The sequence below is a fragment of the Paenibacillus terricola genome (genome assembly GCF_014779765.1).
Classification (GTDB): domain Bacteria; phylum Bacillota; class Bacilli; order Paenibacillales; family Paenibacillaceae; genus Paenibacillus_T; species Paenibacillus_T terricola.
On sequence record NZ_JACXZA010000001.1, the window covers coordinates 1,546,889 to 1,571,414 of the forward strand.

Below are 24,526 nucleotides of genomic sequence, written 5' to 3' on the forward strand. Positions count from 1 at the left end.
AATATATGTTCTAAGCGATGCAGGAATCGGCTTTTCACCCCTGTACAGCTATGTTATAGTTAGAAGAGTTATCGGTATCTCAAAGTAGAGGAGACAACTTCATTATGAATAATACAACTTTATGGTATACGAAGCCTGCCGATCAGTGGGTGGAAGCATTCCCGATCGGTAATGGCAAGCTTGGCGCGATGGTGTTCGGTCGTCCGGATGCAGAACGCATTCAATTAAATGAAGAGTCGGTGTGGCTTGGCGGCCCGCAGAAACGTGATAATTTGGAAGCGCTCCCGAATTTGCCAGAAATCCGTCGTCTGTTGTTCGCAGGCGAACCGGAGAAAGCGCAGGAGCTTGCTTTCCGTACGATGACGTCCATACCAGATGGCATGGGACCTTATCAGACGCTTGGCGAGCTTATGCTCAGCATTGAAGGCGATGCGCCGGAAGCGGGTACATATTCGCGTGCACTGGATTTGGCGACAGGTCTTGCGGCAGTCGGTTATACGGCTGGCGGCGTACAATACAAACGTGAATCGTTCGTGAGCGGACCGGATGCTGTCATTGCATATCGTCTATCGGCAGATCGCTCAGGCTCGATTTCGTTCGTGGCAGACTTGAGCCGGCTGGAAGCATGGAACGCAGCACCACAAGGCACGAATGGCGTACTTATGACAGGCCAATGCGGAGATGATGGCGTACGTTACGCAGCATTGCTCCGTGTAGAAGCGGTAGGCGGGGAAGTCTCGGCAGAAGGTAATCGCGTCACGGTTAAAGGCGCCGATGCAGCTGTCATCTACGTTGCAGCTGCGACGACTTACAATCAAGCTGATCCAGTTGCAGCAAGCGCTGCAGTTATTAATGCTGTTATATCAAAAGGTTACGAAGCTGTACGCCGCGATCATATCGAGGCGCATGGCGCTTTGTTCAACCGCGTCAGCTTGGAATTGAACGGTGTTGCCAATACAAATGAAGAGCTTAGCAAGCTGCCGACGGATGAGCGTATCGCTCGCTTCCGCGATGGTGAAGAGGATCCTGGCTTTATCTCGCTCTTCTTCCAATATGGACGCTACCTCCTCATCTCGAGCTCGAGACGAGGCAGTCTGCCGGCGAACCTGCAGGGCGTATGGAACGAGTTTCTGACGCCGCCGTGGGAATCGGATTATCATACGAACATTAATATTCAGATGAACTACTGGCCGGCAGAGGTGACGAACCTTGCAGAATGCCATGAGCCGCTGTTCGATTATACAGATAAGCTTATCGAGAACGGCCGTCATACCGCGAAAGTCATGTATGGGGCAAGAGGCTTCTGCGTTCACCATGCGAGCAATCTGTGGGCGGATACAGCGATTGTATCGACTTGGCTGCCTGCGATGTTCTGGCCAATGGGCGGCGCTTGGCTGATGCTGCACATGTGGGAGCATTATCTGTACAGTGGAGATAAAGCGTTCCTTCGCGATCGCGCTTATCCGGCTATGCGTGAGTCCGCTGAGTTCTTCTTGGATTTCATGGTACAGGATCCGCAAGGCCGATGGGTAACGGCACCGTCCGTCTCGCCGGAGAACAGCTATCGTCTGCCGAACGGCAATGAAGGGGCGCTATGCGTTGGTCCTTCGATGGATACGCAGATGATCCGGATGTTGTTCGAGGCATGTCTGACGTCGATTGATACGCTCGGACTTGATGATCCGATTGCGGACGAGCTGCGCGATCGCCTTGCCCATATGCCAGAGCAGGGGATCGCAAGCAACGGTACGCTGATGGAATGGTCTGAAGAATATGAAGAGCCAGAACCAGGCCATCGCCATATCTCGCACCTGTTCGCTCTGCATCCAGGCGACGCGATTACGCCTGACGGTACCCCAGTGCTGGCCGAAGCGGCACGCCGAACGCTCGATCGCCGTCTGGCGCATGGCGGCGGCCACACAGGCTGGAGCCGTGCATGGATCATTCACTTCTGGGCGCGATTGTTCGACGCGGAGGAAGCTTATTCGAATCTGGCTGGGCTGCTTGCGAAGTCGATCCATCCGAACTTGTTCGGCGATCATCCGCCGTTCCAGATCGATGCGAACTTCGGCGGCACGTCTGCCGTAGCAGAGATGCTGCTCCAATCGCATGCAGGACTGATCCGTTTGCTGCCTGCGCTGCCTAGCGCATGGCCGTCCGGCAAAGTGACGGGACTACGCGTTCGCGGCGGTGCAGAAGTTGATCTCGCTTGGTCGGACAGCCGTCTGGCACAAGCGGAGCTGCGTTTTACGCAATCGGGAACGTTCTGTTTGAAAGGCGAGAACGGTTGGAAGCTCCAGCTTAACGGCAGTGCTTACGAGCCTGGACAAGATGGCGATGTCCTTCTGTTACAAGCGAGAGACGGAGACATTATTACAGTTACAGTTATGTAATTGTAGAAAAACGCAAATAGAGGCATAATAGGGCAAAACGGTCGGGATTTCCGACCGTTTTGTGCATTTTACACCTAAATGGTGTGGATTGCCTATTGAAGGACGGGTTGTGGCTCCTTAACGTTTGCATTATAATCATCGCGGATGTTTAGGTTTTGTATAATACGGTGGCAGGCTTGCTCAGAATGGAGGAATCGGATGTATTTATTACGCAAATATCGGGCGCGATATGGCAAAGGCTTCATTGTTTCGATCGTGTTCCTGATGCTCGAGGCGTTGTGCGACCTGCTGCAGCCGGCGATGCTCGCCAAGATTATCGACCAAGGCGTCGTTGCTGGCGATCTAGATGTGGTATATCGCAACGGCGCAATTATGCTGTTGATAACTGCGCTTGGCGCTGGCGCAGCGGCGACTCGCAATCTCGTCTCCAGCCGTGTCTCCCAGCAGTTCGGGGCCGAGCTTCGAGCCGATCTGTATCGTAAAGTCCAATCGCTTGCTTTCTCAGCTATCGACAAGCTTGATCGAGCTTCGCTTATTACGAGGCTGACGAACGACGTGACGCAAATCCAGAACTTTGTGAACGGTTTAATGCGTATATTCGTCAAAGCGCCTTTGCTCGGCATCGGTGCCGTCATTATGGCAATAAGGCTTAACCCGCCGATGTCGGTCATTCTGCTCGCTGTTGTACCGATTGTTGCGTTTCTGATCGTGCTCAATCTTCGAATTGGTTTCCCGAGGTTCGCACGTGTTCAGCAGTCGCTTGATCGTCTCAATGGTTATACGAGGGATTTCTTGTCCGGCATTCGTGTTGTCAAAGCTTTCAACCGGTACGAGGATGAAGCGCAGAAGTTCGAGGCGGCTAACGATTCCTATCGCTCGGCCAATGAGAATGCGATGAAGGCCATGGCGATCTTCAACCCGCTCATCGCATTGACGGTGAACATCGGCATTATCGTCATTCTGTGGATTGGTGGCGTTCGGATCGACGGCGGCCACATGCAGGCCGGCCATGTCGTTGCGTTCATCAACTACATGCTCCAAATACTGTTCTCGCTTATGACGATCACAATGGTATTCAATATGTTCGTGCGAGCGAAGTCGTCAACGACTCGAATCGTAAGCGTTTTCCAGCAGGATGAGCGTCCAAGCGGCTCGGTTATGTCTAATGAACGAGCAGCAGATGCCGCTCGCGAAGGCTTCTGCATTCAATTCGATAATGTTTCCTTCTCCTACGATGGTGTGGCTGGCGAGAAGGTGCTTCATCATTTGTCCTTCCATTGCAAACAAGGAGAGACGATTGGCATTATCGGATCTACCGGCTCTGGCAAAAGTACGCTTGTCAGCCTCATTCCGCGTTTCTATGACGCAACGGGAGGAACAGTGTCCGTCCTCGGACATAATGTTGCATTAGTTGATCCGACATCATTACGCAGTCGAATCGCGATTGTCCCGCAGCAGGCTGTACTCTTCACGGGTTCGGTGAAGGACAATATCCGCTGGGGCAACGAGGAAGCGACCGAAGAGCAGATCATTGAAGCAGCTCGAATTGCTGCAGCCGATGACTTCATTCGGGCACTGCCTAATGGCTACGACTCGCTTGTTGGACAGGGCGGCGTCAATTTCTCCGGCGGACAGAAGCAGCGTCTGTCTATTGCAAGGGCGCTGGTTCGCAAGCCGGAAATATTAATTCTCGACGACTCTACAAGCGCATTGGATGTGCTGACCGAGGCTCGCATCAAAGGATCGCTTAAGGCGCTTGGCGCACAGGTAACAACGCTTCTTATTGCGCAGCGGATTACATCGGTAATGGATGCAGATCGCATCCTTGTGATGGATAACGGCCAATTAGTTGCCGTTGGCGATCATGGCCAATTGATGCGAGAGTGCGAAGTGTATCGTGAAATTTATCGTTCGCAGTATGGGAAGGAGGCCGATCAGCATGCCGCAGCAGCCCAATCGATCTGATTCGAATAAGACGGAACCTGTTGTGATGCCGATGGGTGGCCATCGTCCTCCAGGCGGAGCCTTCGCTGGCAGAGGACGGGGGCCAGGAGGCAAGCCCAAGAATGCGTTCGGCGTACTTCGTAGGCTTTGGAGCTTCGTTGGTCCTGAACGATTGCGATTGTCGTTCATCTTCTGTTTTGTCATTATCTCTGCAGCGATCGGACTCTTAACCCCTTATTGGATCGGCCGCGCTATCGATACGATGAAAGGCGGCAGCGTCGACTTCGATCTGCTGCGATATTTCTTGATCGCGATGGCGGTTGCATATGTAACCGATGCTTGTCTTGGCTTCGTGCAAGGCCGCTGGATGGCGGGCGTTGCGCAGCGTATTGTGGTCCGGCTTAGAAGGACGCTGTACGAGAAATTGCAGCAGCTGCCGCTTGCGTATTTTGACAGCCGCCGTCATGGTGATGTGATGAGTCGTTTGTCCAACGACATTGACAACGTTAGCAATACGATCTCGCAATCGACGACGCAGCTCATGTCGGGCATACTCGGCATTGGCGGCTCGCTCGTCATGATGCTTGTGCTCAGCCCGACGCTGACGCTGGCTAGTCTCATCACCGTACCGCTCGTCTATACGCTAACTCGCATGATTACACGAAGAACGAGAGATCTGTTCAAAGCACAGCAGACGCAGCTCGGAGCGCTGAATGGGCATATCGAGGAGACGATCTCTGGCGTCCAAGTCGTGCAGGCGTTCAACCAGGAGCAGCGTGCGATTGAAGAATTCAATGAAATTAACGATAAGCTGCGGGAGACGAGCTACAAAGCGCAGGTATGGTCCGGTCTGCTCATGCCGCTCCTTAGCGTTATTAGTAATATCGGGTTCGCGTCTGTCGCTATTGTAGGCGGTATTCTTGGCGTCAAAGGGATGTTGTCCGTCGGTGTCATCGCCAGCTTCATTACGTATTCACGCCAATTCGTGCGGCCGCTGAACGATCTGGCTGCAACGTATAACGTGCTGCAATCGGGTCTTGCCGGTGCTGAGCGGGTATTCGAGGCGTTGGACGAGAAAGAGGAGCCAGCCAATTCCCCGCAAGCGGTGGAGATGAATAGTCCGGCGGGACGAGTGGAGTTCGAGCATGTTAAGTTCGGCTACAAGGCTGATGAACCGATTATTAAAGACATCAATTTCGTCGCGCCAGCGGGAAGCTCTACGGCGATCATTGGTCCAACGGGTGCTGGCAAAACGACCATCATTCAGCTGCTGACGCGCTTCTATGATCCTACAGCAGGCAAAATCACGATCGATGGGATCGAGATCGATCAATATACGCGCGATAGCCTGCGCCGAAGCTTCGGCGTCGTCCTGCAGGATACGTATTTGTTCACGGGCACCATTCGTGACAATCTAAAGTATGGCAACCCTGACGCGACCGATGCAGAGATGAGAGAAGCGGCGAAGCTCGCGAATGCTGACCCGTTCATCCAGCGACTGCCGAACAAGTACGACACAATGCTAAGCGAGAACGGCGGCAACTTGAGCCAAGGCCAACGACAGCTCCTCGCGATCGCGCGCGTCATGCTGGCGAAGCCTTCGATGCTCATCTTGGACGAAGCGACGAGTTCCATCGATACGCGTACCGAGCTGCATATCCAAGAGGCGATGGCCAAGTTGATGGAAGGCCGCACGAGCTTCATTATTGCGCATCGTCTGAACACCATTCGAGATGCAGACACAATCATGGTCATCGATAAAGGCCATATCGTCGAGCATGGCAGCCACGAGCAGCTATTGGAGCAGCAAGGCGCCTACTATCGGATGATGAGCAGCGCATCCGTCCACGGTCAAGCCGAGGCAACAGAAGCCGAAGCGGACCAGTACTGACTCGTCAAACGCTTGATCCAACATCGTAAATTCCGCATACCGTATGGCGTTTGGTTGCAACGGTTGTAACCGCTACTTTTCCAAATGCAGCAAATATACCGAAATCGCCACCATCACAACCATTAAATAAGCCTCCAGTGTGCCGCTCGCTCTGAAGTAGAGCAGCAAGCTGGAGGCTTTTGTTTATCATTATCACCAATTATCCTGAAGTAACTTGTCAGCAGAAAAGGAGAGCGTGTCCCACAGGGACGAAAGCGGGTAAAAGCTCGCATGATGGGTCTCAACGAACACGTAGGCAATTGCACAACCATTCTTAGAACCCGCATACGTAAAGCGTGTCCCGCAGGGACGAAAGCGAGCATACGCTCAACCGTACATAGACCAGTCCTTCCGGGGTCCCGGGGTTGGAAACCCCGGGGGCCCTCCCTTGCAGGGAGGGTTTGGGTGGGTAGAGCTCTTGAGAGTTTGGGGGGGGGGGGTAGGACAGGAGAAAGCGCCGCATGTTGGAACTTATCACTCATAGCAAATAGTAAATCATCAGCAGAAAAGGAGAGCGTGTCCCACAGGGACGAAAGCGGGTATAAGCTCGCCTGATGGGTCTCATCGAACAAGTATGCACGTGCCCAACCACTCCTAGATTCCTCGCACGTAAAGCGTGTCCCGCAGGGACGTAAGCGAGGAGATGCTCAACTGTACATAGACCAGTCTTTCCGGGGTCCCGGGGTTGGAAACCCTGGGGGCCCTCCCTTGCAGGGAGGGTTTGGGTGGGTAGAAAAATCTTACGCAGGCATCGGCGTAGCCGTCGGCTTCGCATACCCGACTCGGTATGCATCATCGATAGCTGTGCGAATCTCCTTCACGGACTTACCTTCCTGCTTCATCTGAACAGTCTGCAGCACGGTATTCACGCATACATCACAGCGCGTCCCGTGGTCATCCCAGACAACGGAACCATCTTCATTGACTTCGGCAATGAAGCAGTTCAAGTTGCTTTCATGTCCAGCACTGCCGCCGCAGCCGCAATAGCATGGAATCCATGCAAGCGTGTCACGCGTAATCGCAGCTGCTTGATAGGCGAGCACTACTTTCTCCGACTGTCCATCGAGGAAAGAAGGGAGTACGTCTAACGATGCTGTCGTTTCCTGAACATCGCCGTTAGCAAGCTGCGTCGTCTCCGTATGTACATGCCCAGCATGCGTTTCAGTGGGTTGACTTGCCTTTGTTCCATCAACAGCTTCACCTGCATGTTTGCTGTCGCTGCTCCCGCAGCCAGACAACAATGCGGCGCATACGACGCCAGTCATGAGGAACGTCATCGTATATTTACGGGGGTTCCGATAGTCGTTCATTTTACTCCTCCTGACATCAGGATCTTTGAACGGAGTTCAAAGTCATTCTGATTTATAATTTTCGAGTAAATGTTGCATAGTGGATTCGACTTTGTCCATCCATTCGCCGGCTTGATCGGCAAGCAATACAGACCAGCCAAGAGACTCGGCTTGCTGGAGATTATTCGCAGAATCATCAATGAACAGAATCGGACCTTCCGCGTCGCCGATTGCAGCAACTGCGTGCTGATAGATGCTCACATTCGGTTTGAAGGAGCCGGCGCGGCTTGATACCGTCATGCTCGTGAAATGCTGGGCGTAATCGGCAAGCTTCGGATCCAGCCATTCTGTCCGATGATTGCTCAGGATATGTAAGTCAGCGAGCTGTTTCCATTGTACGAGCCGCTCCAGCGAAGGCAGCGGCACGAGGTTGTCCATAATCATGGTACGACCATCTTCCTCCGTAAGAGAAGGGCAGTATTGGTTCATCCACTTCCAGAACTGCGGTTCTTCTACGGCGCCTGACCACAGGTCATCGCGAACTTCGCTTTTGTATCGTGAACGGATTTCAGAATAATCCACACCAGTACGTTCAACAAGCTGTGTCCAGAACGTTGGTGTCAGATTTGACAAAAGCACACCGCCAACGTCCAGAATAAGTTGAACTCTCACAGAACGTGCAGCTGTATCTTTATTATCGCTGTTAGACATAATCGTTGAACTCTCCTAAAAGCTGTTAATTGGACTCCGTTTCATACGCGTCTTATCATATCATGACGGGTATAAACATTGAAGCTTTCGCACGCTTTCATTTGTTTCTTATGGAGTCTCCTTATATAATCAGGAAGATAAGAGTTAACTGGCTTTAAGGGATTAGGAGGAGAATACATAATGACGAATGAACAATCCAGACTGCTCGTGTTCGTCGGCTCGTACGCAGAGGCGGATTCGAATGGTGTATACGTGCTTCAATTCGATGAAAGCTCGGAGCAGCTTACTCAGCTGCATGGCTACAGCGGCTTGAAGAATCCGACGTTCTTAAACGTTGATGCAGCTCGTAATCGTCTCTACGCCATTACGGAAGGCAAGAATGCCGATGGCAGCAAAAATGGTGAGGCTGTCGCATACGCAATCTCGCCAGCGGACGGTTCGCTTACACAGCTGAACCGCGAATTTACAGTAAGTGCACCTACTTGCCACATCCAACGGGATGCCAATAGTGAGTACATAACGGTAGCAAGCTACCATGGCGGCATGGTTGGCCTCAGCGCCCTAACGGAAGATGGTCGTATTGGCGAGCAGCTTGATGTGCAGCAGCATGCAGGCAGCAGCGTTCATCCTGAACGTCAAGATCGTCCGCATCCGCACTCGTCGATGTTCAGCCCAGACGGCAAATACCTATACGTGCAGGACCTTGGACTTGATCGGATCCGTATTTATTCGATCGATCGCGATGCGAAGAAGCTTGTGCCGCAAGGCGAGACGGTTATTCACCCGGGCGGCGGCCCGCGCCATATCGCATTCCACCCGACAGCTCCTTATGCTTATGTCATCAACGAAGTGGATTCGACGGTAACAGCTTTCACCTATCATGCAGATAATGGTGCTCTGACTGAGATCCAGACGCTGTCGACACTGCCGCCTGAAGGTTTTGAAGGCGAGAACACCTGCGCAGAGATCACGGTCTCGAAGGATGGACGTTTCGTCTACGGCTCGAACCGCGGCCACGACAGCATCGTTGTGTATGCGATTGATGCAGCAACGGGCAAGCTGTCGACGATTCAATATATTTCGGTCGAAGGCGGCCATCCGCGCCACTTCGCTCTGACACCTAGCGGCAGCCATCTGCTTGCTGCTAATCGCGACACGAATAACATCGCGGTGTTCCGCGTCAATCGGGACAGCGGCGAGCTGACGTTTACAGGCAACAGCTTGTCGATTTCGCAGCCGGTCTGCGTATTGCCAACGTATTATTAGGATAGGAAGCGGGTACAACTCGCTTCGAACAAACAAGGGGTTGTCTCCTACGGTTCATAGAACCGTAAGGGACAACCCCTAACTTATTATTTGACGCGGCGGAAGCCTTCCTCGGTCAGATACTCAACCGATTCTGCTTCAGTCTCGAACGCACAGTCCAGCGCATCCAGTGCCCAGATATACCACAGCTCTGCATCATCTTCGTAGCGAAGGACGAGCGTATTGCCTTTCTTATCCTGCCACAGCTGCTGCAAGGAATCCGGCGCATCCAGTTCAGTTGCAGCCGGCTCTTCCTTCGGCTTCTTAGGCGGCTTCGGCGTGATGGCGAGCGCTTCAGGCGAATCCGTCAACTCGCTCAGCGATGCGATCGACTGGGAGAGCAGCGCATGCAGCTCATCGGCATCGAGGTCACGAATGTTGACGAGCCCTTTGGCATCTTTGCGCGGATCGTTCAGAAGTCCGGCATAGACGAAACCATTTCCGTTCGGGTGAAGATGGTAGACGATATTTTTTCGATCATAGACACTTTCTTCGTATTGGAAATTAATGCGTCCCAGCGATACATCATTACGCTGCAGTTGTGGGAATGACTCGATAATCGACAACTTTTGTTCAAAAGTAAGCATGAATTTCCTCCGGCAATCAGGTAGTAGAATTGCCTGTCATTATAGCACATGAAGCGATAGAAGACCAAATATGACCAATGAATAAGCATTGATTCTTGATCCAGCTCTCGAAATTCGTCCATGGACCAGAGATATTACGTTCTTGACCTATCATAGCCGCTTGCAAACGCCTTTAAATATGCTAGGATGGAAAGAAATTGTGCAGGTTATTAAGGGGCGATCATCATGGTGACAGAACCGAATCAAACCCAAGATCGTATGCCGATTATATTGCTGGTGGATGGCGATTGCGCCTTGTGTCACGGCATGACCAAGTTTGCTGTTCGTCGGGATAAGCGCCAGCGGTTCCGAATTGCTGCGCTGCAATCGGAAATTGGCAGCAAGCTGCTAGCCCATGCTGGTATGGATGCGCAGAAGCTCGATTCGCTTGTGCTTATGGAAGGCGGACGGGTCTACACCAAATCTGGTGCTGCATTGCGTGTATTTCGAAGACTTGGCGGCCTGTGGCCGTTGTTATATGCAGCGATCGTTCTACCCGCACCCATACGCGATTATGGCTATTCATGGATCGCAAAGATCCGCTATCGGATGTTCGGGCAAGCGGATATCTGTATGCTGCCGACAGCAGCAGGCAGACAGCGCTTCATCGACGACGGAGAGCCGCTGCACCATTTGATTGAAACGAAGAAGCATGCATAATTGCTTGGTTAAGGACTGCTTAAGCCGCCTTCCAATGTGTTAATGAAGGAGAAGGAAGGAGGAGGCCTGTTTTGTGGCTTGTAACTGCAATCATTGTTGTTGCTATTGTGTTAATCGCTTATGTGTTGTTGATTGTACCGACGCAATGGCTTAAGCTGGAGCGTGTACGGGTACCTTCCGCCAATCTGGGCATTCGGGTGCTCCAAATCAGCGATGTGCATGTGGAATTTACACGTATATCGGCTCGAAGAATTAATCGAATCATTAAGCAGCAGCAGCCGGATTACATATGCGTAACCGGTGACTTCACACAGAAAGCGAAACATCTGCCGAAAGTGAAATGTTATGCCGAAGCTATCGGTGAGGCAGGCATTCCCGTATACGCCGTGCTCGGCAATCATGATTACCGATTGGCAGAACCGGAACGCTTGCGGCTTATCTCGATCCTGGAGCAGGCTGGATTCACGGTATTGCTTAATGATTCAGTTCTTATCGATGGCAAATTCCGCCTAGTCGGCATCGACGATTATGGCTCGAAGAAGAGCGATATAGAGAAGGCTCTCGCTAAGGTAGAGGTGGAAGAGCCGGTTGTCGTCATTACGCATGATCCGAATATTTTATTATGGATGAAGCCTCAATTTCGTTATTTGATGGCGGGACATTTTCACGGGATGCAATTCAACGTCCCGCCGCTGTTTCGTTTCATTAACAAGGGTATATTAGCAGCAAGCGGAATCATTAAAGGGCTGCACTGGTATGGCGGCTGTCCAATCTATATCTCGAGAGGGATGGGTCAGACATCCCCGAATGCTAGGTTGTTCATAAACTGTGAAGTTACGCTGCATGAGCTGTAGAGTCTCAAACCTACTTCATGGATGGAGCCTCTGCAGCTAGTTCAGCTATTCGGCGGTTTATATTATCAGACTCGTAAACTCCGCCGTGATAACAGATGACACGATCAATCACAAAATCTGCGAATCGTTCCAGTGAACGCACGGCTTGCCCATAATCCACACAAGTATGGGGGAAAGATGGTCTAAGCTGATTGTCTACGACAACCAATGCATCGGCAGCAATCAGGGTGCGTGTAGGTTCGTGGTACAAGCTTATATGCCCTGGCGTATGTCCTGGCGTCTCGATGATGACAATGCCGCCGCAAGCTGGCAGTCGATCGCCATCCTTAATGGTCCGATCGACCTGTGCGCTTGGCGGCGATTCGAATAATGCCCGGAAGGCCTTCTTGAATGCTTCGGGCGTCCCTGGCGGCATCACTGCGTCCAGATTCTCGAGCACCTCATCGGTAACTTTAATCAAACGTTTGTCCCCTTGAATGTACGGCTTCTCGAGCGAATGCGCCAATACTTCAACACTCCGCTGATTCCTCGCGAACTCCAACAGTGCAGGCAGACCGCCGATATGATCGATGTCTTGATGCGTTACAATGACTTGAGAGAGCTTAGCGATCTCGATTCCTGCATTCTCGAACCCCTGTTGCAAGTCTGCAAGCCTTCCCGGATATCCCGCGTCAATTAATACAGCATCCTTGTCATCCGCAAGAAGTACAGGATAAACCGTGTCCGGTTTCCCCATTGCGCTAGTCGTCACTGCCGCCAAATAAACGCCATTCGTTACTTGCATATGCATTACCCTCCTAGATCGATTCGTCGCATGAGAAGCTGTAAGCCTGATGCGTGTTCCTATCTTAAAGGCGAATGACACATATGTAAATAGAAAAATATTTTATTATAACACAAAAATAATTATTTGTCAATACAGAAAAACAAGTACACCGGCAGGACATACAACCAATTTTGTGTCTGATGGATGCCTCTAACACGTACCCAATCATTATGTTGATCGTTCTCTAATATCATAGTTGCAGTCGACCGATCGTTCCTCAGATGTGATATGTTTATAGAGGTGAACAAGAACTTATAGTGAAATAAGACATATTCATTCCATTACACGACGATACAGGAGGTTTCCTTCCCTATGACATCATCGATCCGTTTGCCTCGTTCGACACCTGAGCAGGCAGGTATTCCGAGCCAAGCGATTTCTGCTTTTCTCGATGCGCTGAAGCGTGATGCGCTGGAAATCCACGGTTTCATGGTTATACGCAATGGCAGCGTCGCTGCCGAAGGCTGGTGGGAGCCGTATTCGGCGGAGCTGCCTCATCTTATTTTCTCCATTACGAAGAGCTTTACCTCGACTGCTGTCGGACTAGCCGTACAAGAAGGGCTGCTTCAGATAGACGACAAAGTGGTTTCCTATTTCCCCGATGAGCTTCCGGCAGAACCGTCCGAGCGTTTGCTTGCCATGACGATTCATGATCTGCTTGCAATGGCGACGGGTCATACGGGCGATCCGACAGAAGAGACCATTGCGCAAGGCGGCGATTGGATCCGGAAGTTTCTCGAAACACCGATTCCGTATGAGCCAGGTACGCATTTTGCCTATAACAGCGGAGCATCGCATATGCTTGGTGTCATCGTGGAGCGCGTGAGCGGTCAGTCGCTGCAAGCCTTTCTTGCTCCGCGTCTGCTTGAGCCGCTAGGCATCGAAGTTGCGGAGTGGGCGATTCTGCCGGGCGGCTATCCTGCTGGAGGCTTTGGAATGTGCATCAAGCTGGAGGATGTCGCGAAGCTTGGGCTGTTGTACTTGCAGCGGGGGAACTGGAATGGTCAGCGTCTGCTTGCGGAGAGCTGGATCGATGCATCCTCGGCACTCCAAGTCAGCAATGGCACGGATCCGAACAATGATTGGGAGACGGGTTATGGTTATCAGCTATGGCGTTGCCGATTTGATGCCTATCGATTCTCAGGACTCTATAGTCAAAAATGCATCATCATCCCGTCGCATAACATGCTCGTTGCATTGAACGCTGCGGATTGGGGCGAACAGAAGGCGCTGAATGCGGTATGGGAGCATCTGCTGCCAGCTATCAGCGAGGATTCGCTGCCTGCCGATGAAGAAGCACATCAAGAGCTGTTGGATCGTATCGCAGAGCTAACGCTTAGCGTACGCCTTGGTGAAGCAGGAGTGAAGCAGAATTATATTGAATATGGTACGAACTATCAGTTGGAACCCAATCTGGCGGGTTGGGAGACGATTCAACTAACCGAACATGAGGATCGTATTGTTGCATCGGTAACCGGTAAGGATGGCGGGCAGCAATACGCATACGGGATTGATCAGTGGGTGTATGCAGGGGAACGACTGAAGTCGACTGCAGGCAGGGCACAGTGGAACGCTGCAGGTGAACTGAAGCTGGTTCAGCATGAGGTGTGGACGCCGTTCAGCCGAACCGTTACGATTCGCAAGGCCGAGGGAGGCATTGCGCTTCATATTCGTCGCAACGTGTCGTGGCCGCTGTTCGGATGGAAAGACGAGGATGACACCGTATTAGGTACGATTTGATCCTCGCTATAAGGTTGTATAGATTGAGATGACTACGGCGAGCTGTGAAACGCACGGCTGCCGGATATCCTAAGGCTTGACGCCAGCGACTTGTGCGATTGCGCAGACGGCTGGCGTTATTGTTTTGCGGACAAATTGAAACATCAGATTCGGATGCGGCCGATCGAGTATAATAGGACATAGAGGGATCATCGGCAGTTGGTCCGGCAATCCACCATCTGTTCACGAAATGAGTAGTACGAAAAAGCTTAATGAGGTGATGATCCAGATGACCAATGGTTATGCTGCTGCGCTAGATCGTGCTTATATATTGGACATGCTCGATCGCTTGCTGCGAACGCCTAGTCCGAGCGGATTTTGTATGGCGATCATGGAGCTTGTAAACTTGGAAGTGACCCGTCTAGGATATACGATGCAGCGTTCGCCCAAAGGGAACGGCGTTATCGTCATCCCGGGTGAAACTGATACGAACGTTATCGCACTTACTGCACATGTTGATACACTCGGGGCGATGGTGCGCTCGATCAAATCGGATGGCACGATTCGCTTTACGCCGATCGGCGGATATGCCATGCAGACGGTGGAAGGCGAGTACTGTCTTATACATACAAGGGATGGTCGGCAATATGAAGGAACCGTGTTGTCAACGAAACCTTCGGTTCATGTATATTCGGATGCGCGCGATTGGAAGCGCGACGAGGCAAATATGGCTATTCGGATTGACGAGCTTGTTGATTCGAAGAGTGATACCGAGAACTTAGGAATTGCGCCCGGCGATATCATTTCATGGGACCCTCGCGTAAGGATGCTGCCGAATGGACTTGTAAAATCACGTCATTTGGACGATAAGGCGAGTGTCGCTGCTCTGCTCGGATTGCTGGAATGGCTGAAGCGAGAAGGTCGCACGCCGTCTCGAACGGTTCATATCATCATCTCGACCTATGAAGAAGTTGGTCACGGCAGCGCCTATGTATCACCTGATATTACCGAGATGATTGCGGTTGATATGGGCGCAATTGGTGATGATTTGAGCACGACAGAACGGGATGTATCCATCTGCGCCAAAGATTCGTCAGGACCTTACGATTATGGGATGACATCGAAGCTGATTGAACTGGCGAAGCGGGAAGGAATGCCTTACGCTGTCGATATTTATCCGTTCTACGGCTCGGATGCTTCCGCAGCTCTGCGAGGAGGAAGCAATATTCGTGCGGCTCTTATCGGACCAGGCGTTCACGCGTCTCACGGAATGGAACGGACGCATGCGGATGCAGTTGTGAATACGGCTGCGCTGCTGCTTGCTTATATTTTGGACTAACAGTAGAGAAGAAGGTAAGGTGAGATTACGATGAATGATCGGCTGCAACAGCTAACATCCCAATTGGCGGATCAATCGATCCAAGCTGCGATAATTACGAATCCGAAGCATGTGTACTACTTGAGCGGGTTTCGCAGTGATCCGCATGAGCGCCTGCTCGCTCTGATCGTTACATCAGATGGTACATCGAAGCTGCTCGTTCCACAGTTAGATCGGGCAGGGGCTGAAGCCTCTGCGTCAGTTGATCGAATAGAATCGCACCGAGATACGGACGATGCTTATGCTATTCTCGCCGGTATGCTGGGCACGTCAGTCACGGGTACGTTCGCGATTGAGAAGGAGCGCGTAACCGTATCGCAATTCGAACGATTGAAATCCGTGCTTCCGCAGGCATCGCTGTCCGGCATTGATGATGCGCTGCTTGCTATGCGTGCGGTCAAATCGGCAGATGAGGTTGCACGTATCAAGCATGCGGTGCAGCTCATTGAGCAAGTGCTTCGCGAAACGCTGCCTCTCGTGAAGCCAGGAGTAACCGAGCTGGAAATTGCGGCAGACATCGATTTCCGGATGCGAAAGGTCGGCGCAGAAGGACCGTCGTTCGATACGACCGTGCTAGCAGGTGCGAATTCAGCATTGCCTCACGGTTCACCGGGCAATCGCCGCATCGCCGAAGGGGAACTGCTGCTGTTCGATATGGGAGTCTATGCAGATGGTTATGTGTCGGACATTACCCGTACATTCGCTGTCGGCGAAATCTCAGATGAATTGAAGCGAATCTATGCTGCGGTGTTGAAGGCGAATGAATTGGGGATTCAAGCGTTGAAACCAGGTATTCCAATGTTGGAAGCCGATCTTGCTGCGAGACGTCATATTGAATCGTGTGGATACGGAGAACTATTCACGCATCGGCTTGGGCATGGGATAGGGTTGGATATCCATGAATATCCTTCGCTTCATGGCGCCAATACCGATCTGCTTCGTCCAGGAATGGTCGTTACGGTCGAGCCGGGCATTTATGTGCCGAATCTCGGCGGTGTTCGCATCGAAGATGATGTGCTAATCACGAATGATGGAGCGGAGTCGCTGACGACGTTTCCGAAGGAACTGACGATTATCGGTGTATAGGGGAAAAGAAAAGGTTCTAAATAAGCCATCAGTAGCAGAGGCGTTGTTCTGCAACTGGTGGTTCTTTTTGCTCTAGAAAACGAATAATTATAGTAATTCAATTAATGTCAAGATATTAGAGTTTAGTTATGGTGACTTTTATGTGAATTTAATGTTGGATTTTGTCGGGAATATTACGTATAATGTACAAGGGATTATTTTACATAATTATCACTAGGAGGATTTTACAACACATGCATACTGAACAGGGTCCACAATTCCAAGAAACAACGAATTACAATGTGAATTATCAGAAACCAAACGTGGCGGAAGTAGTCTCCGTCAAAGAATGGCTTATCGCTAGCTTGATCATGATTATTCCAATCGTGAATATCATTATGATGTTTGTATGGGCGTTCGGCGGCAATGCGAATCCGAACAAAGCGAATTATTTTAAAGCAGCATTGTTGATGGCATTGATTGTTCTCGTCCTCTATATCGTTCTCTTCGTTGTCATCATTGGATCATTTGCTGCCTCACTTAATTAGATGGATTAATATACATAAGAGAACCGTTCTTCCAACTGGAAGGACGGTTCTCTTATGTATATTTTACAGCTTGACATGAAACCTTAAGGTGTCATATACTCCGATGTGAAACCTTAAGGTTTCATAATTTTCGATGACAATCCAATGAATAACGAATAACGAATGAATAGGAGATTCTATCATGAGCCAAACAAACTCGCAGCAACTGCCTGATGTAGTACGCAATGTTGTATTGAATGCCCCAATCGAGAAAGTATGGAAAGCCGTTTCGACCGCCGAAGGGATTGCTTCGTGGTTCATGCCTCCAACAAGCTTCGAGCCAGTTGTAGGTTATGAATTCGAACTGAATGCAGGTCAATTCGGCATGTCGCCTTGCAAAGTAACCGAAGTGGAACCGCCATATCGTCTAGCATTTCGTTGGGGCAAAGACTGGACGCTTTCGTTCGACCTCGCGGAACAAGACGGCAAAACCACCTTTACGCTTACACACGGCGGATGGAGCCTAGATGCGGTTACGGAATTCAATCAGCCTCATGCACAAGTTCGCGAGCATATGGCGCAAGGCTGGGATGGCATCATGAAGAAGTTCACTAGCGTTATCGAACAGGGTTAAGCGTGAATGGGACAGGCTAAGCCCACTCCCGATGCGAAGCCGGCAATAGACGTGTTCCAAGCGATTGCCGACCCTTCGCGGCGTAAGCTGCTTGAGATGTTAGGCGATGAAGAAATGCCCGTTACGACCATCTCTAGTCACTTCTCGATGTCGAGAACGGCTGTTTCGAAACATTTGCGCATTCTAACGGATGCCGGGCTGCTGACCGAGCGAAAGGTAGGACGCGAGACGCGCTATCGGCTGGAACCAGCGCCGCTCCAAGAACTGAAGCGTTGGCTTGCTTATTATGATCGATTCTGGGATAACAAAATGCTCGCTCTTCAGCGCTATGTGGAATCTTCTGACGATCATGAAGAATAATAATGGCCAAAATCTAGGGTTGATTGATCGCCCGCGGCCGTATTATGCTGATGACGACTGGATTTGTGTGGCTTGAAGGAGAGATGGACATGAGCGAATATCCGCATGTATACGATGTGACGATGGATTTGTATCGTGATTGGCTGAATACGGTACAAGAAGTGTTCCGGGGTTCGGGTTCGCCACTGCCGGAGGATCTGACAGACAAGGAAATTGCAATTGCTTATTTTCTTCAGACGGCGCCTTCTGAAGAAGCAGCTGAGCAGCTTGCGGAGAGCAACGAGAAGCGGCTTCGGACGATTCAGCAGACGATACTCGATCGGTTGGATGATGTGATTGCGCCTGATATTAAGAAGCGGACCGGGTATGAAGGAACGCAATACCATTTTCAATGGGTTTATCAGCAAGGGGAGAACATTGTAGAGAATCAATCGCAGTATCGTATCCCGTTGTAAAAGAAAGAAGAGCAAGCTCGCGGTTCATTCCGCCGGCTTGCTCTTCTTTCATTGGCCCAAAGTTAGCTTTACTGCTTAGCAGCAGCTTCTCGTACGGTGTTCTTCTTCACCCAAGGAAGCGATGCTTTCACCCAGCCATATCGCTGCGAACGGTAAATTCTAGCGTGGCCAGAGCATGCGTAGCTGATCATACAACCGATGAACAAGTACAGCGCACCTTCTGTGCCGAACAACTCCAGACCCATAATGAAACAAGCAAATGGCGTATTGGCTGCACCGCTAAAGACACTCACTAGTCCTATACCTGCGAGCAGGGGCACGGAAATATGGAAAATCCCCGCGAGCGCACTGCCAAGCGTTGAACCAATGACGAATAACGGCGTCACTTCGCCGCCTTGGTAACCTGCTCCTAGTGTAATCGAAGTGAATAAGGTCTTAAGTGCGAAAGCTGCTGGTGAAACAGCTTCCTCGAACGAGTGGCTTAGCAGCGGGAGACTCAGTCCCAAATAATCACGAGTGCCCAGTGCATAGACCAGTACAATAATTAGAATACCGCCCGCGACAGCGCGAAGTGGCGCATTCGGAATCCAAGCAGCGAATCGCTGCTTCAACACATGCGTCAACTCGCTGAATAGCAGTGCCGCGAGGCCGAACAGGATAGAAGCTGCAGCGATCTGTGCCAATAATTGAAGAGAGAATGAAGGCAATTGACCGAGCGAATACTGAATATGTCGAATTCCCCAAGCTCTCGTGACATAATCGCCTGTCCAGCCCGCAATCAAACACGGTATAAGCGCGATGAAGCGATTCCGCCAGTTCCGGTGTGCGGCAAGCAGCTCGACAGCGAAGATGGCGCCAGCAATCGGCGTTCCGAACACGGAGCCGAATCCGGCACTAATACCGCATTGCAGGAGCATGCTCCTCTGCTGCGGATTTAGATTCATTCTCGCCCCGAACTGCTCAGCCAAGCTGCCACCGAGCTGAACGGCAGTTCCTTCGCGGCCAGCAGATCCGCCGAACAGGTGGGTCGTCCATGTGCCGATCAATACGAGCGGCGCCATTCGGAACGGGACGCGGGCATACGATTGATCACCGTAGGCTTGCTCAATAAGTAAGTTGTTGCCTTTGGCAGCGGAGGCTCCGTAGGCAGCATACAACCAGCTGATTACTGCGCCGCCTACAGGCAGCAGCCAGAGCAGCCAGAGGGAGTGTTCGCGTGCGGATGTGACCTGCTCAAGTCCGTACAGGAACAGTGCGGAGGAAGTCCCTCCCAGTAATCCGACGGCAACGCTAATGATTAACCAGCGAAGCCAATTCATGCTCTTGTCCATCATTTTTCCCAATCGAAGTCGCTCCTTGACACCAATAAACTTCTGCTTCTGGCAAAAGTATAGCACGAAAAATGGATTGACGACCTACTCTAGTTTGAGTAAAATACTTCGTATGCGAAATGTTCGTATGTGAAAGGTTTGTTTTATTAATCAAACTAGAAGGGGGGTTCCTAATTTGGAGAATCAGGAGCGGCTGCAGCGACTATTGCTTACCTTTCGAGAAATGAACAAAGAGCTGTATCAAGTATTGAACGTAACTTTGCAGCAAATAGGCATCACATCTCCCCAATACATGGTTCTTAAAGCACTGCACGACAAGCCATGCATTGGCTTATCAGAGTTAGCCGAACATATTTATTCCAACAACAGTACGGCAAGCGGAATAATTGATCGTCTGGTCAAAGCCGAGCTCGTTAAGCGCGAGCGGCCTGATACGGATCGCCGGGCGATTTCTTTGACCTTGACGCCTCAAGGTGAAGAATTAATTAATAAGGCTCTTGTAATGCGATTAGATCGGCTGAAGCCGCTGCTGAAGCTGCCTGCGGAGGATTACGATACGATGTTCCGCATTCAACGGGATATTATAGAATTAATACAACAGGGTGGAGAGGAAGCCTAACCATGACTAATGCAATATCAAATTTAAAAAGGGGTCCAATCGTTGCTTCGCTAATCATTGCGGCGTTCGTTGCAATCTTGGCGCAGACGCTGCTTAACATCGCGCTGCCAAGCATCATGAAGGACCTGGATGTATCGGAGAACACAGCACAGTGGCTCATTACGGGCTACATGCTTGTCAACGGTGTACTTATTCCGATCAGTGCTTATTTGATCGAACGTTTTACGACTAGAAGATTGTTTATCGTCGCTGTCAGCTTGTTTACAATCGGTACGATTGTTGCGGGCTTGGCTTACAGTTTCCCTGTATTGCTCACAGGCCGTCTGATTCAAGCAGCAGGCGCAGGTATTCTGATGCCGCTGATGTCAATCGTATTCTTGACGATCTTCCCAGTGGAAGAACGCGGTAAAGCAATGGGTATGATGGGTCTGGCAATGATCTTCGCACCGGCAGTTGGTCCTACGCTGTCCGGCTGGATCGTTGAGCACTATTCGTGGCGCGTCCTGTTCTACATTCTGCTGCCAATTACGGTGTTCGCTCTGATCTATGGCGCATACGCAATGAAGAACGTTACGCGCAATGCTAAATCGAAGCTGGACTACACGGCCGTTGTATTGTCGACACTCGGCTTCGGCGGCATCCTATACGGTTTCTCCGATGCAGGTACGGAAGGTTGGAACAACGCAACTGTGTACACGACGCTTATTATCGGCGTTGTCGCACTTATCCTGTTCGTATGGCGCGAGCTCGTCGTTGAGAAACCGATTCTTGAGCTGAGGGTATTCAAATTCAGCATGTACTCACTCACAACGGTTATCAACGTTATCGTTACGATGGCCATGTACTCCGGTATGATTCTGCTGCCGTTGTACTTGCAGACGATTCGCGGCTTTACGCCAGTCGAATCCGGTTTGCTCTTGCTTCCAGGCGCAATTCTGATGGGTATCATGTCGCCAATTACGGGTATTATTTTCGATAAAATCGGTGCACGTTGGCTTGCGGTTGTAGGTCTTGCGATTACGGTAGGTACAACGTACATGCTCAGTAATCTTGAAGCAGATACGACTTACACGGCTCTGATCACGATCTACTCGTTCCGTATGTTCGGTATGTCGCTGCTCATGATGCCGATCCAGACAGCAGGTATGAACCAGCTGCCGCAGCGTCTCAATGCTCACGGTTCGGCTATGCAGCAAACGCTGCGTAACGTTGCAGGCGCACTTGGTGCCGCGCTGCTCGTTACGATCATGACGAACAAAACGAAAGAAGTTGTAAAAGAACTGATCATCAGCACAGGTACGAACCCGCAAGATGAAGCAGCCATGCAGCCGCTTCAAGTCCAAGGCATGATCGACGGTATCAATCACTCGTTCGTCGTTGCAACTTGGTTCGCGGTAGTAGCGCTGGTACTTGCCTTCTTCCTCAAGAAAGTTAAGCCGCATGAAGAGAAGAACGTTGAAACTGCGAAGAATGACGACAAAGCTAAAGCAACAGCCCAACCGGCTGCGCGCCGCGGCTAATCGTTCGCATCACCCATCTCTATCCTTGTTTGGGATAGGGGTGGGTTTTATTTTGTTTCAAGATACCGGTTAGATGCGGTATACTCGGGACAGTTGGTATTAAAAGAAATGTCGCCATGGGATGAGGTGAATCGGCATGCGGTTAGAGATCGGTGTACGGGATGAACTATTGAGCAGACTAACGGAAGAGCAGCAGCAATATTTGACCGAAGTGTTGTCTCGGGGCAGAAGGACAGTATTTGCTAATGAGATGGCGAGACAGAAAGGATACGCGATTCCTGAAGGAACCGACGTGGAGCAGATTGAACGGCTGCTCGACGAATGGATTTATAAAGGGTACATTGATGCAGGACAGGTTTCGCCCGTTCTGAGATGCGAGTGCGGTAGACCGCTCCGCTATCAGCACCAAGTACAGCACAAGACGACGGGGGAACGTAAATTTTTTGGCATCGACCATCTGAAAGAACATTTGGCAATTGATGCGGTTGTCGTATCGGCGATTATTAAAGGTTTCGACGCCATTGACTATGAACTCGATGAGCTGTTGGTGAAGCTTCAGACCGATTGGGCAGTTGATCCTGATTTACTTAAGGTTGGTCAGATGCCTGAAGATGTAATGGATCATCTGCGACTAAACCTTCCGCTTCTGGACAAGCAGGTGCGGAAGCTGCGTGCCATCCGTGCCGCCGAGTTGACAGCGGCTTGGAGACTGAACGAAGCGAAAGCCCAGCCAGAGATAATATTTAAACCTGAGAAAACAAAGGTTGTGGAAAGCCCGCAATCGTATGACTTATTTGCATGGCAAGATGAATCGGAAGCCGAGGTGGAGCAAGAAGAGCCTCCGCTAATTGAGCTTGACTATGCGCTGCAAAGCCGAGTCCGCAATTATCTTCGTAACGGTGCCCGAAGTGCACGTGTTATATGTGAAATGCTAATAGAAGAACATCAAGCGAATAACCGCCGCTTTCTTACAGGCAAGCCAAAGTTGTTTCCAAGCGTTTGCGTCTATATCGAATCAATCGATGCCGTCAAGATCGAGAGCATTTCGCCGGAGGATCGTTCGTACTCGCTCATAAAACCACTATAAAGACGAATCCAAGCGAACCAGAGGAGGCAGAGACGGCAATGGATATACATCATAATACCCATACCGACAATACCGCCCATATTATAAATAAGCATGTAGTCAATCAAATTGTAGCGATACAGTCTACTGCTGACGATGCTCCAGCTATCATGGAATTGCTGTTACAGACGGCACTATGGCTCAAGAGCAAAGGCTCTACGCAGTGGAATGGACTGCTTCGGGGTGAAGATCACCACAATACGCAAGAGTGTGCGCGTAGAGGCGACGTCTACTTGTTCAAGGATGGGGAGGCTCTCGCAGGAATCGTCACGCTGCTTCGCAGCCCAAGCGCATGGGATATAGCGTTGTGGGGCGAAGAAGGCCACGACCAAGCAGTCTATTTGCACCGATTAGCCATTAATCGTGCATACGGTGGATTGAATCTTGGCGATGCTATCCTTCAATGGGTCCATTCGAGCATTCGATTTGATGGCAAGGATCGGATCCGTTTGGATTGTATCGATTCGAACCCGTTGTTGGACAAATTTTATCGCTCGGCAGGCTATTCGTATCAGGGACATTCAGATTCAGGTTTTTTCTTGTTTGAACGTTTACAGGGGAAGTTCGCTGAAAGCCGAACTATTTGAACGCAACGTATATAACAGCTATCGTGACAATAATTTTATTATTTCGATAGGCTCAAAGCCGGTGCGAGAGTCATACAGTGTAGACGTATGACTATTGAATCGGGAGGTACTAGCGATGAATCGTGGCTTTGGGCCGGTTGGTGGTGGATTTGGACGCCGTCCATTTCGTCCGTTTCCGCATCCGTTTTTCCCTGGACGAGTATTGTATCCATTCTTCTTCTTCTCGCCGTTCTTCTTTCCATTCTTTCGAGAAGGTGAAGAGGATGGAGAAGATCGTAACGATGGCATCTTCGCGCAGCATCAAGCAACACAAGGACAAACGCTTCAACAAGTTGCTCACGCCTACAACATTCCTTATCCACTCTTGGAAGAAGCCAACCCGCAAGTTAGCAGCCCAAGCCAGCTGAGACAAGGTGAAACGGTCGTCATTCCTCGAATCTCGCATATGTACTGTCATAAAACATACATGGAACGCAGTGAGCAGCAGACTACTCAAACTGCAGCAGACGCTGCGCAACAACTGCAGCCAATGCAACCAACCCAACCAATGCAGCAAATGCAATGGGGACAAACAAGAAATCCATACGCGCCATATCCTTATTAAATCAGATTACTTAGCATAGTAAGCAAGGCTGCGGACATCCGCAGCCTTTACTGCGTTTAAACG

The 24,526-nt window shown here is 50.7% G+C and carries 23 protein-coding genes; 18 read left to right on the plus strand and 5 right to left on the minus strand.

All coding sequences use genetic code 11. The features are described from left to right. The first annotated feature begins 104 nt into the window (after positions 1-104). From H8B09_RS06940 to H8B09_RS06950, 3 genes are all read left to right on the plus strand, one after another. The gene (locus H8B09_RS06940; RefSeq protein ID WP_191202672.1) at positions 105-2,393 is read left to right on the plus strand and encodes a glycoside hydrolase family 95 protein; all 2,289 of its coding nucleotides are present in this window, start codon (positions 105-107) and stop codon (positions 2,391-2,393) included. Positions 2,394-2,591: 198 nt separating this feature from the next. Next, complete coding sequence (locus tag H8B09_RS06945) at positions 2,592-4,358, plus strand: ABC transporter ATP-binding protein (protein WP_191202673.1); 1,767 nt, start codon at positions 2,592-2,594, stop codon at positions 4,356-4,358. Further along, positions 4,333-6,228 carry an ABC transporter ATP-binding protein gene (locus H8B09_RS06950; RefSeq protein ID WP_191202674.1) on the plus strand — a complete coding sequence of 632 codons (1,896 nt, stop codon included), beginning with the start codon at positions 4,333-4,335 and terminating at the stop codon, positions 6,226-6,228. Before H8B09_RS06945 ends, H8B09_RS06950 begins: the two co-directional genes overlap by 26 nt. Positions 6,229-7,007: 779 nt before the next feature. Here the strand turns inward: H8B09_RS06950 and H8B09_RS06955 are convergent. Further along, a complete protein-coding gene (locus H8B09_RS06955) occupies positions 7,008-7,577 on the minus strand; it encodes a PCYCGC motif-containing (lipo)protein (protein ID WP_224753289.1) in 570 nt (189 codons plus the stop codon). A 42-nt stretch (positions 7,578-7,619) separates the two neighbouring features. Continuing rightward, positions 7,620-8,267, minus strand: coding sequence for an HAD-IA family hydrolase (locus tag H8B09_RS06960; RefSeq protein WP_191202675.1), 648 nt, complete (start codon positions 8,265-8,267; stop codon positions 7,620-7,622). Positions 8,268-8,447: 180 nt separating this feature from the next. Here H8B09_RS06960 and H8B09_RS06965 point away from each other — a divergent pair, with 180 nt between their 5' ends. Continuing rightward, the gene (locus H8B09_RS06965) at positions 8,448-9,533 is read left to right on the plus strand and encodes a lactonase family protein (protein WP_191202676.1); all 1,086 of its coding nucleotides are present in this window, start codon (positions 8,448-8,450) and stop codon (positions 9,531-9,533) included. A gap of 86 nt (positions 9,534-9,619) precedes the next feature. Here the strand turns inward: H8B09_RS06965 and H8B09_RS06970 are convergent, their stop codons facing one another. Then, on the minus strand, positions 9,620-10,159 hold the full coding sequence (locus H8B09_RS06970) for a hypothetical protein (RefSeq protein WP_191202677.1): 540 nt from the start codon (positions 10,157-10,159) through the stop codon (positions 9,620-9,622). 225 nt (positions 10,160-10,384) lie between these two features. Between H8B09_RS06970 and H8B09_RS06975 the strand changes: the two genes are divergently transcribed. Next, a complete protein-coding gene (locus H8B09_RS06975; protein ID WP_191202678.1) occupies positions 10,385-10,858 on the plus strand; it encodes a thiol-disulfide oxidoreductase DCC family protein in 474 nt (157 codons plus the stop codon). Positions 10,859-10,929: 71 nt separating this feature from the next. Further along, positions 10,930-11,712 carry a metallophosphoesterase gene (locus H8B09_RS06980; protein WP_224753290.1) on the plus strand — a complete coding sequence of 261 codons (783 nt, stop codon included), beginning with the start codon at positions 10,930-10,932 and terminating at the stop codon, positions 11,710-11,712. A 10-nt stretch (positions 11,713-11,722) separates the two neighbouring features. Here the strand turns inward: H8B09_RS06980 and H8B09_RS06985 are convergent, their stop codons facing one another. After that, entirely contained in the window at positions 11,723-12,496 is a 774-nt protein-coding gene (locus H8B09_RS06985) for an MBL fold metallo-hydrolase (RefSeq protein ID WP_191202679.1), read from the minus strand. Between the two features lie 354 nt (positions 12,497-12,850). Here H8B09_RS06985 and H8B09_RS06990 point away from each other — a divergent pair, with 354 nt between their 5' ends. From H8B09_RS06990 to H8B09_RS07020, 7 genes are all read left to right on the plus strand, one after another. Beyond that, positions 12,851-14,278, plus strand: a complete 1,428-nt coding sequence (locus H8B09_RS06990; RefSeq protein ID WP_191202680.1) for a serine hydrolase domain-containing protein — start codon at positions 12,851-12,853, stop codon at positions 14,276-14,278. A gap of 268 nt (positions 14,279-14,546) precedes the next feature. Next, positions 14,547-15,596, plus strand: a complete 1,050-nt coding sequence (locus H8B09_RS06995) for a M42 family metallopeptidase (RefSeq protein ID WP_191202846.1) — start codon at positions 14,547-14,549, stop codon at positions 15,594-15,596. Between the two features lie 30 nt (positions 15,597-15,626). Then, positions 15,627-16,721, plus strand: coding sequence for a M24 family metallopeptidase (locus H8B09_RS07000; RefSeq protein WP_191202681.1), 1,095 nt, complete (start codon positions 15,627-15,629; stop codon positions 16,719-16,721). A 233-nt stretch (positions 16,722-16,954) separates the two neighbouring features. Next, positions 16,955-17,248, plus strand: a complete 294-nt coding sequence (locus H8B09_RS07005) for a hypothetical protein (protein WP_224753291.1) — start codon at positions 16,955-16,957, stop codon at positions 17,246-17,248. 181 nt (positions 17,249-17,429) lie between these two features. Beyond that, positions 17,430-17,861 (plus strand): SRPBCC family protein, encoded by a 432-nt coding sequence (locus H8B09_RS07010; protein WP_191202682.1) that lies wholly within the window; start codon positions 17,430-17,432, stop codon positions 17,859-17,861. 6 nt (positions 17,862-17,867) lie between these two features. After that, on the plus strand, positions 17,868-18,221 hold the full coding sequence (locus H8B09_RS07015) for an ArsR/SmtB family transcription factor (protein WP_191202683.1): 354 nt from the start codon (positions 17,868-17,870) through the stop codon (positions 18,219-18,221). Positions 18,222-18,310: 89 nt separating this feature from the next. After that, positions 18,311-18,676: a hypothetical protein gene (locus H8B09_RS07020; RefSeq protein WP_191202684.1), complete on the plus strand. Its 366-nt coding sequence runs from the start codon at positions 18,311-18,313 to the stop codon at positions 18,674-18,676. A gap of 68 nt (positions 18,677-18,744) precedes the next feature. Here the strand turns inward: H8B09_RS07020 and H8B09_RS07025 are convergent, their stop codons facing one another. Further along, complete coding sequence (locus H8B09_RS07025; RefSeq protein WP_191202848.1) at positions 18,745-20,010, minus strand: voltage-gated chloride channel family protein; 1,266 nt, start codon at positions 20,008-20,010, stop codon at positions 18,745-18,747. A 172-nt stretch (positions 20,011-20,182) separates the two neighbouring features. Here H8B09_RS07025 and H8B09_RS07030 point away from each other — a divergent pair, with 172 nt between their 5' ends. From H8B09_RS07030 to H8B09_RS07050, 5 genes are all read left to right on the plus strand, one after another. Further along, a complete protein-coding gene (locus tag H8B09_RS07030; protein WP_191202685.1) occupies positions 20,183-20,626 on the plus strand; it encodes a MarR family winged helix-turn-helix transcriptional regulator in 444 nt (147 codons plus the stop codon). Between the two features lie 2 nt (positions 20,627-20,628). After that, the gene (locus H8B09_RS07035) at positions 20,629-22,146 is read left to right on the plus strand and encodes a DHA2 family efflux MFS transporter permease subunit (protein WP_191202686.1); all 1,518 of its coding nucleotides are present in this window, start codon (positions 20,629-20,631) and stop codon (positions 22,144-22,146) included. Positions 22,147-22,282: 136 nt separating this feature from the next. Further along, on the plus strand, positions 22,283-23,233 hold the full coding sequence (locus tag H8B09_RS07040; protein WP_191202687.1) for a DUF3895 domain-containing protein: 951 nt from the start codon (positions 22,283-22,285) through the stop codon (positions 23,231-23,233). A 38-nt stretch (positions 23,234-23,271) separates the two neighbouring features. Next, the gene (locus tag H8B09_RS07045; protein ID WP_224753292.1) at positions 23,272-23,859 is read left to right on the plus strand and encodes a GNAT family N-acetyltransferase; all 588 of its coding nucleotides are present in this window, start codon (positions 23,272-23,274) and stop codon (positions 23,857-23,859) included. Positions 23,860-23,974: 115 nt separating this feature from the next. Further along, entirely contained in the window at positions 23,975-24,463 is a 489-nt protein-coding gene (locus H8B09_RS07050) for a LysM peptidoglycan-binding domain-containing protein (protein ID WP_191202688.1), read from the plus strand. The last annotated feature ends 63 nt before the right edge of the window (positions 24,464-24,526 follow it).

Excerpts from the sequence above, each read along its gene's own strand:
- H8B09_RS06940 (WP_191202672.1), top strand. The coding sequence starts at position 105 with ATGAATAATACAACTTTATGGTATACGAAGCCTGCCGATCAGTGGGTG.
- H8B09_RS06945 (WP_191202673.1), top strand. The coding sequence starts at position 2,592 with ATGTATTTATTACGCAAATATCGGGCGCGATATGGCAAAGGCTTCATT.
- H8B09_RS06950 (WP_191202674.1), top strand. The coding sequence starts at position 4,333 with ATGCCGCAGCAGCCCAATCGATCTGATTCGAATAAGACGGAACCTGTT.
- H8B09_RS06955 (WP_224753289.1), bottom strand. The coding sequence starts at position 7,577 with ATGAACGACTATCGGAACCCCCGTAAATATACGATGACGTTCCTCATG.
- H8B09_RS06960 (WP_191202675.1), bottom strand. The coding sequence starts at position 8,267 with ATGTCTAACAGCGATAATAAAGATACAGCTGCACGTTCTGTGAGAGTT.
- H8B09_RS06965 (WP_191202676.1), top strand. The coding sequence starts at position 8,448 with ATGACGAATGAACAATCCAGACTGCTCGTGTTCGTCGGCTCGTACGCA.
- H8B09_RS06970 (WP_191202677.1), bottom strand. The coding sequence starts at position 10,159 with ATGCTTACTTTTGAACAAAAGTTGTCGATTATCGAGTCATTCCCACAA.
- H8B09_RS06975 (WP_191202678.1), top strand. The coding sequence starts at position 10,385 with ATGGTGACAGAACCGAATCAAACCCAAGATCGTATGCCGATTATATTG.
- H8B09_RS06985 (WP_191202679.1), bottom strand. The coding sequence starts at position 12,496 with ATGCAAGTAACGAATGGCGTTTATTTGGCGGCAGTGACGACTAGCGCA.
- H8B09_RS06990 (WP_191202680.1), top strand. The coding sequence starts at position 12,851 with ATGACATCATCGATCCGTTTGCCTCGTTCGACACCTGAGCAGGCAGGT.
- H8B09_RS06995 (WP_191202846.1), top strand. The coding sequence starts at position 14,547 with ATGACCAATGGTTATGCTGCTGCGCTAGATCGTGCTTATATATTGGAC.
- H8B09_RS07000 (WP_191202681.1), top strand. The coding sequence starts at position 15,627 with ATGAATGATCGGCTGCAACAGCTAACATCCCAATTGGCGGATCAATCG.
- H8B09_RS07005 (WP_224753291.1), top strand. The coding sequence starts at position 16,955 with ATGCATACTGAACAGGGTCCACAATTCCAAGAAACAACGAATTACAAT.
- H8B09_RS07010 (WP_191202682.1), top strand. The coding sequence starts at position 17,430 with ATGAGCCAAACAAACTCGCAGCAACTGCCTGATGTAGTACGCAATGTT.
- H8B09_RS07015 (WP_191202683.1), top strand. The coding sequence starts at position 17,868 with ATGGGACAGGCTAAGCCCACTCCCGATGCGAAGCCGGCAATAGACGTG.
- H8B09_RS07020 (WP_191202684.1), top strand. The coding sequence starts at position 18,311 with ATGAGCGAATATCCGCATGTATACGATGTGACGATGGATTTGTATCGT.
- H8B09_RS07025 (WP_191202848.1), bottom strand. The coding sequence starts at position 20,010 with ATGATGGACAAGAGCATGAATTGGCTTCGCTGGTTAATCATTAGCGTT.
- H8B09_RS07035 (WP_191202686.1), top strand. The coding sequence starts at position 20,629 with ATGACTAATGCAATATCAAATTTAAAAAGGGGTCCAATCGTTGCTTCG.
- H8B09_RS07040 (WP_191202687.1), top strand. The coding sequence starts at position 22,283 with ATGCGGTTAGAGATCGGTGTACGGGATGAACTATTGAGCAGACTAACG.
- H8B09_RS07045 (WP_224753292.1), top strand. The coding sequence starts at position 23,272 with ATGGATATACATCATAATACCCATACCGACAATACCGCCCATATTATA.
- H8B09_RS07050 (WP_191202688.1), top strand. The coding sequence starts at position 23,975 with ATGAATCGTGGCTTTGGGCCGGTTGGTGGTGGATTTGGACGCCGTCCA.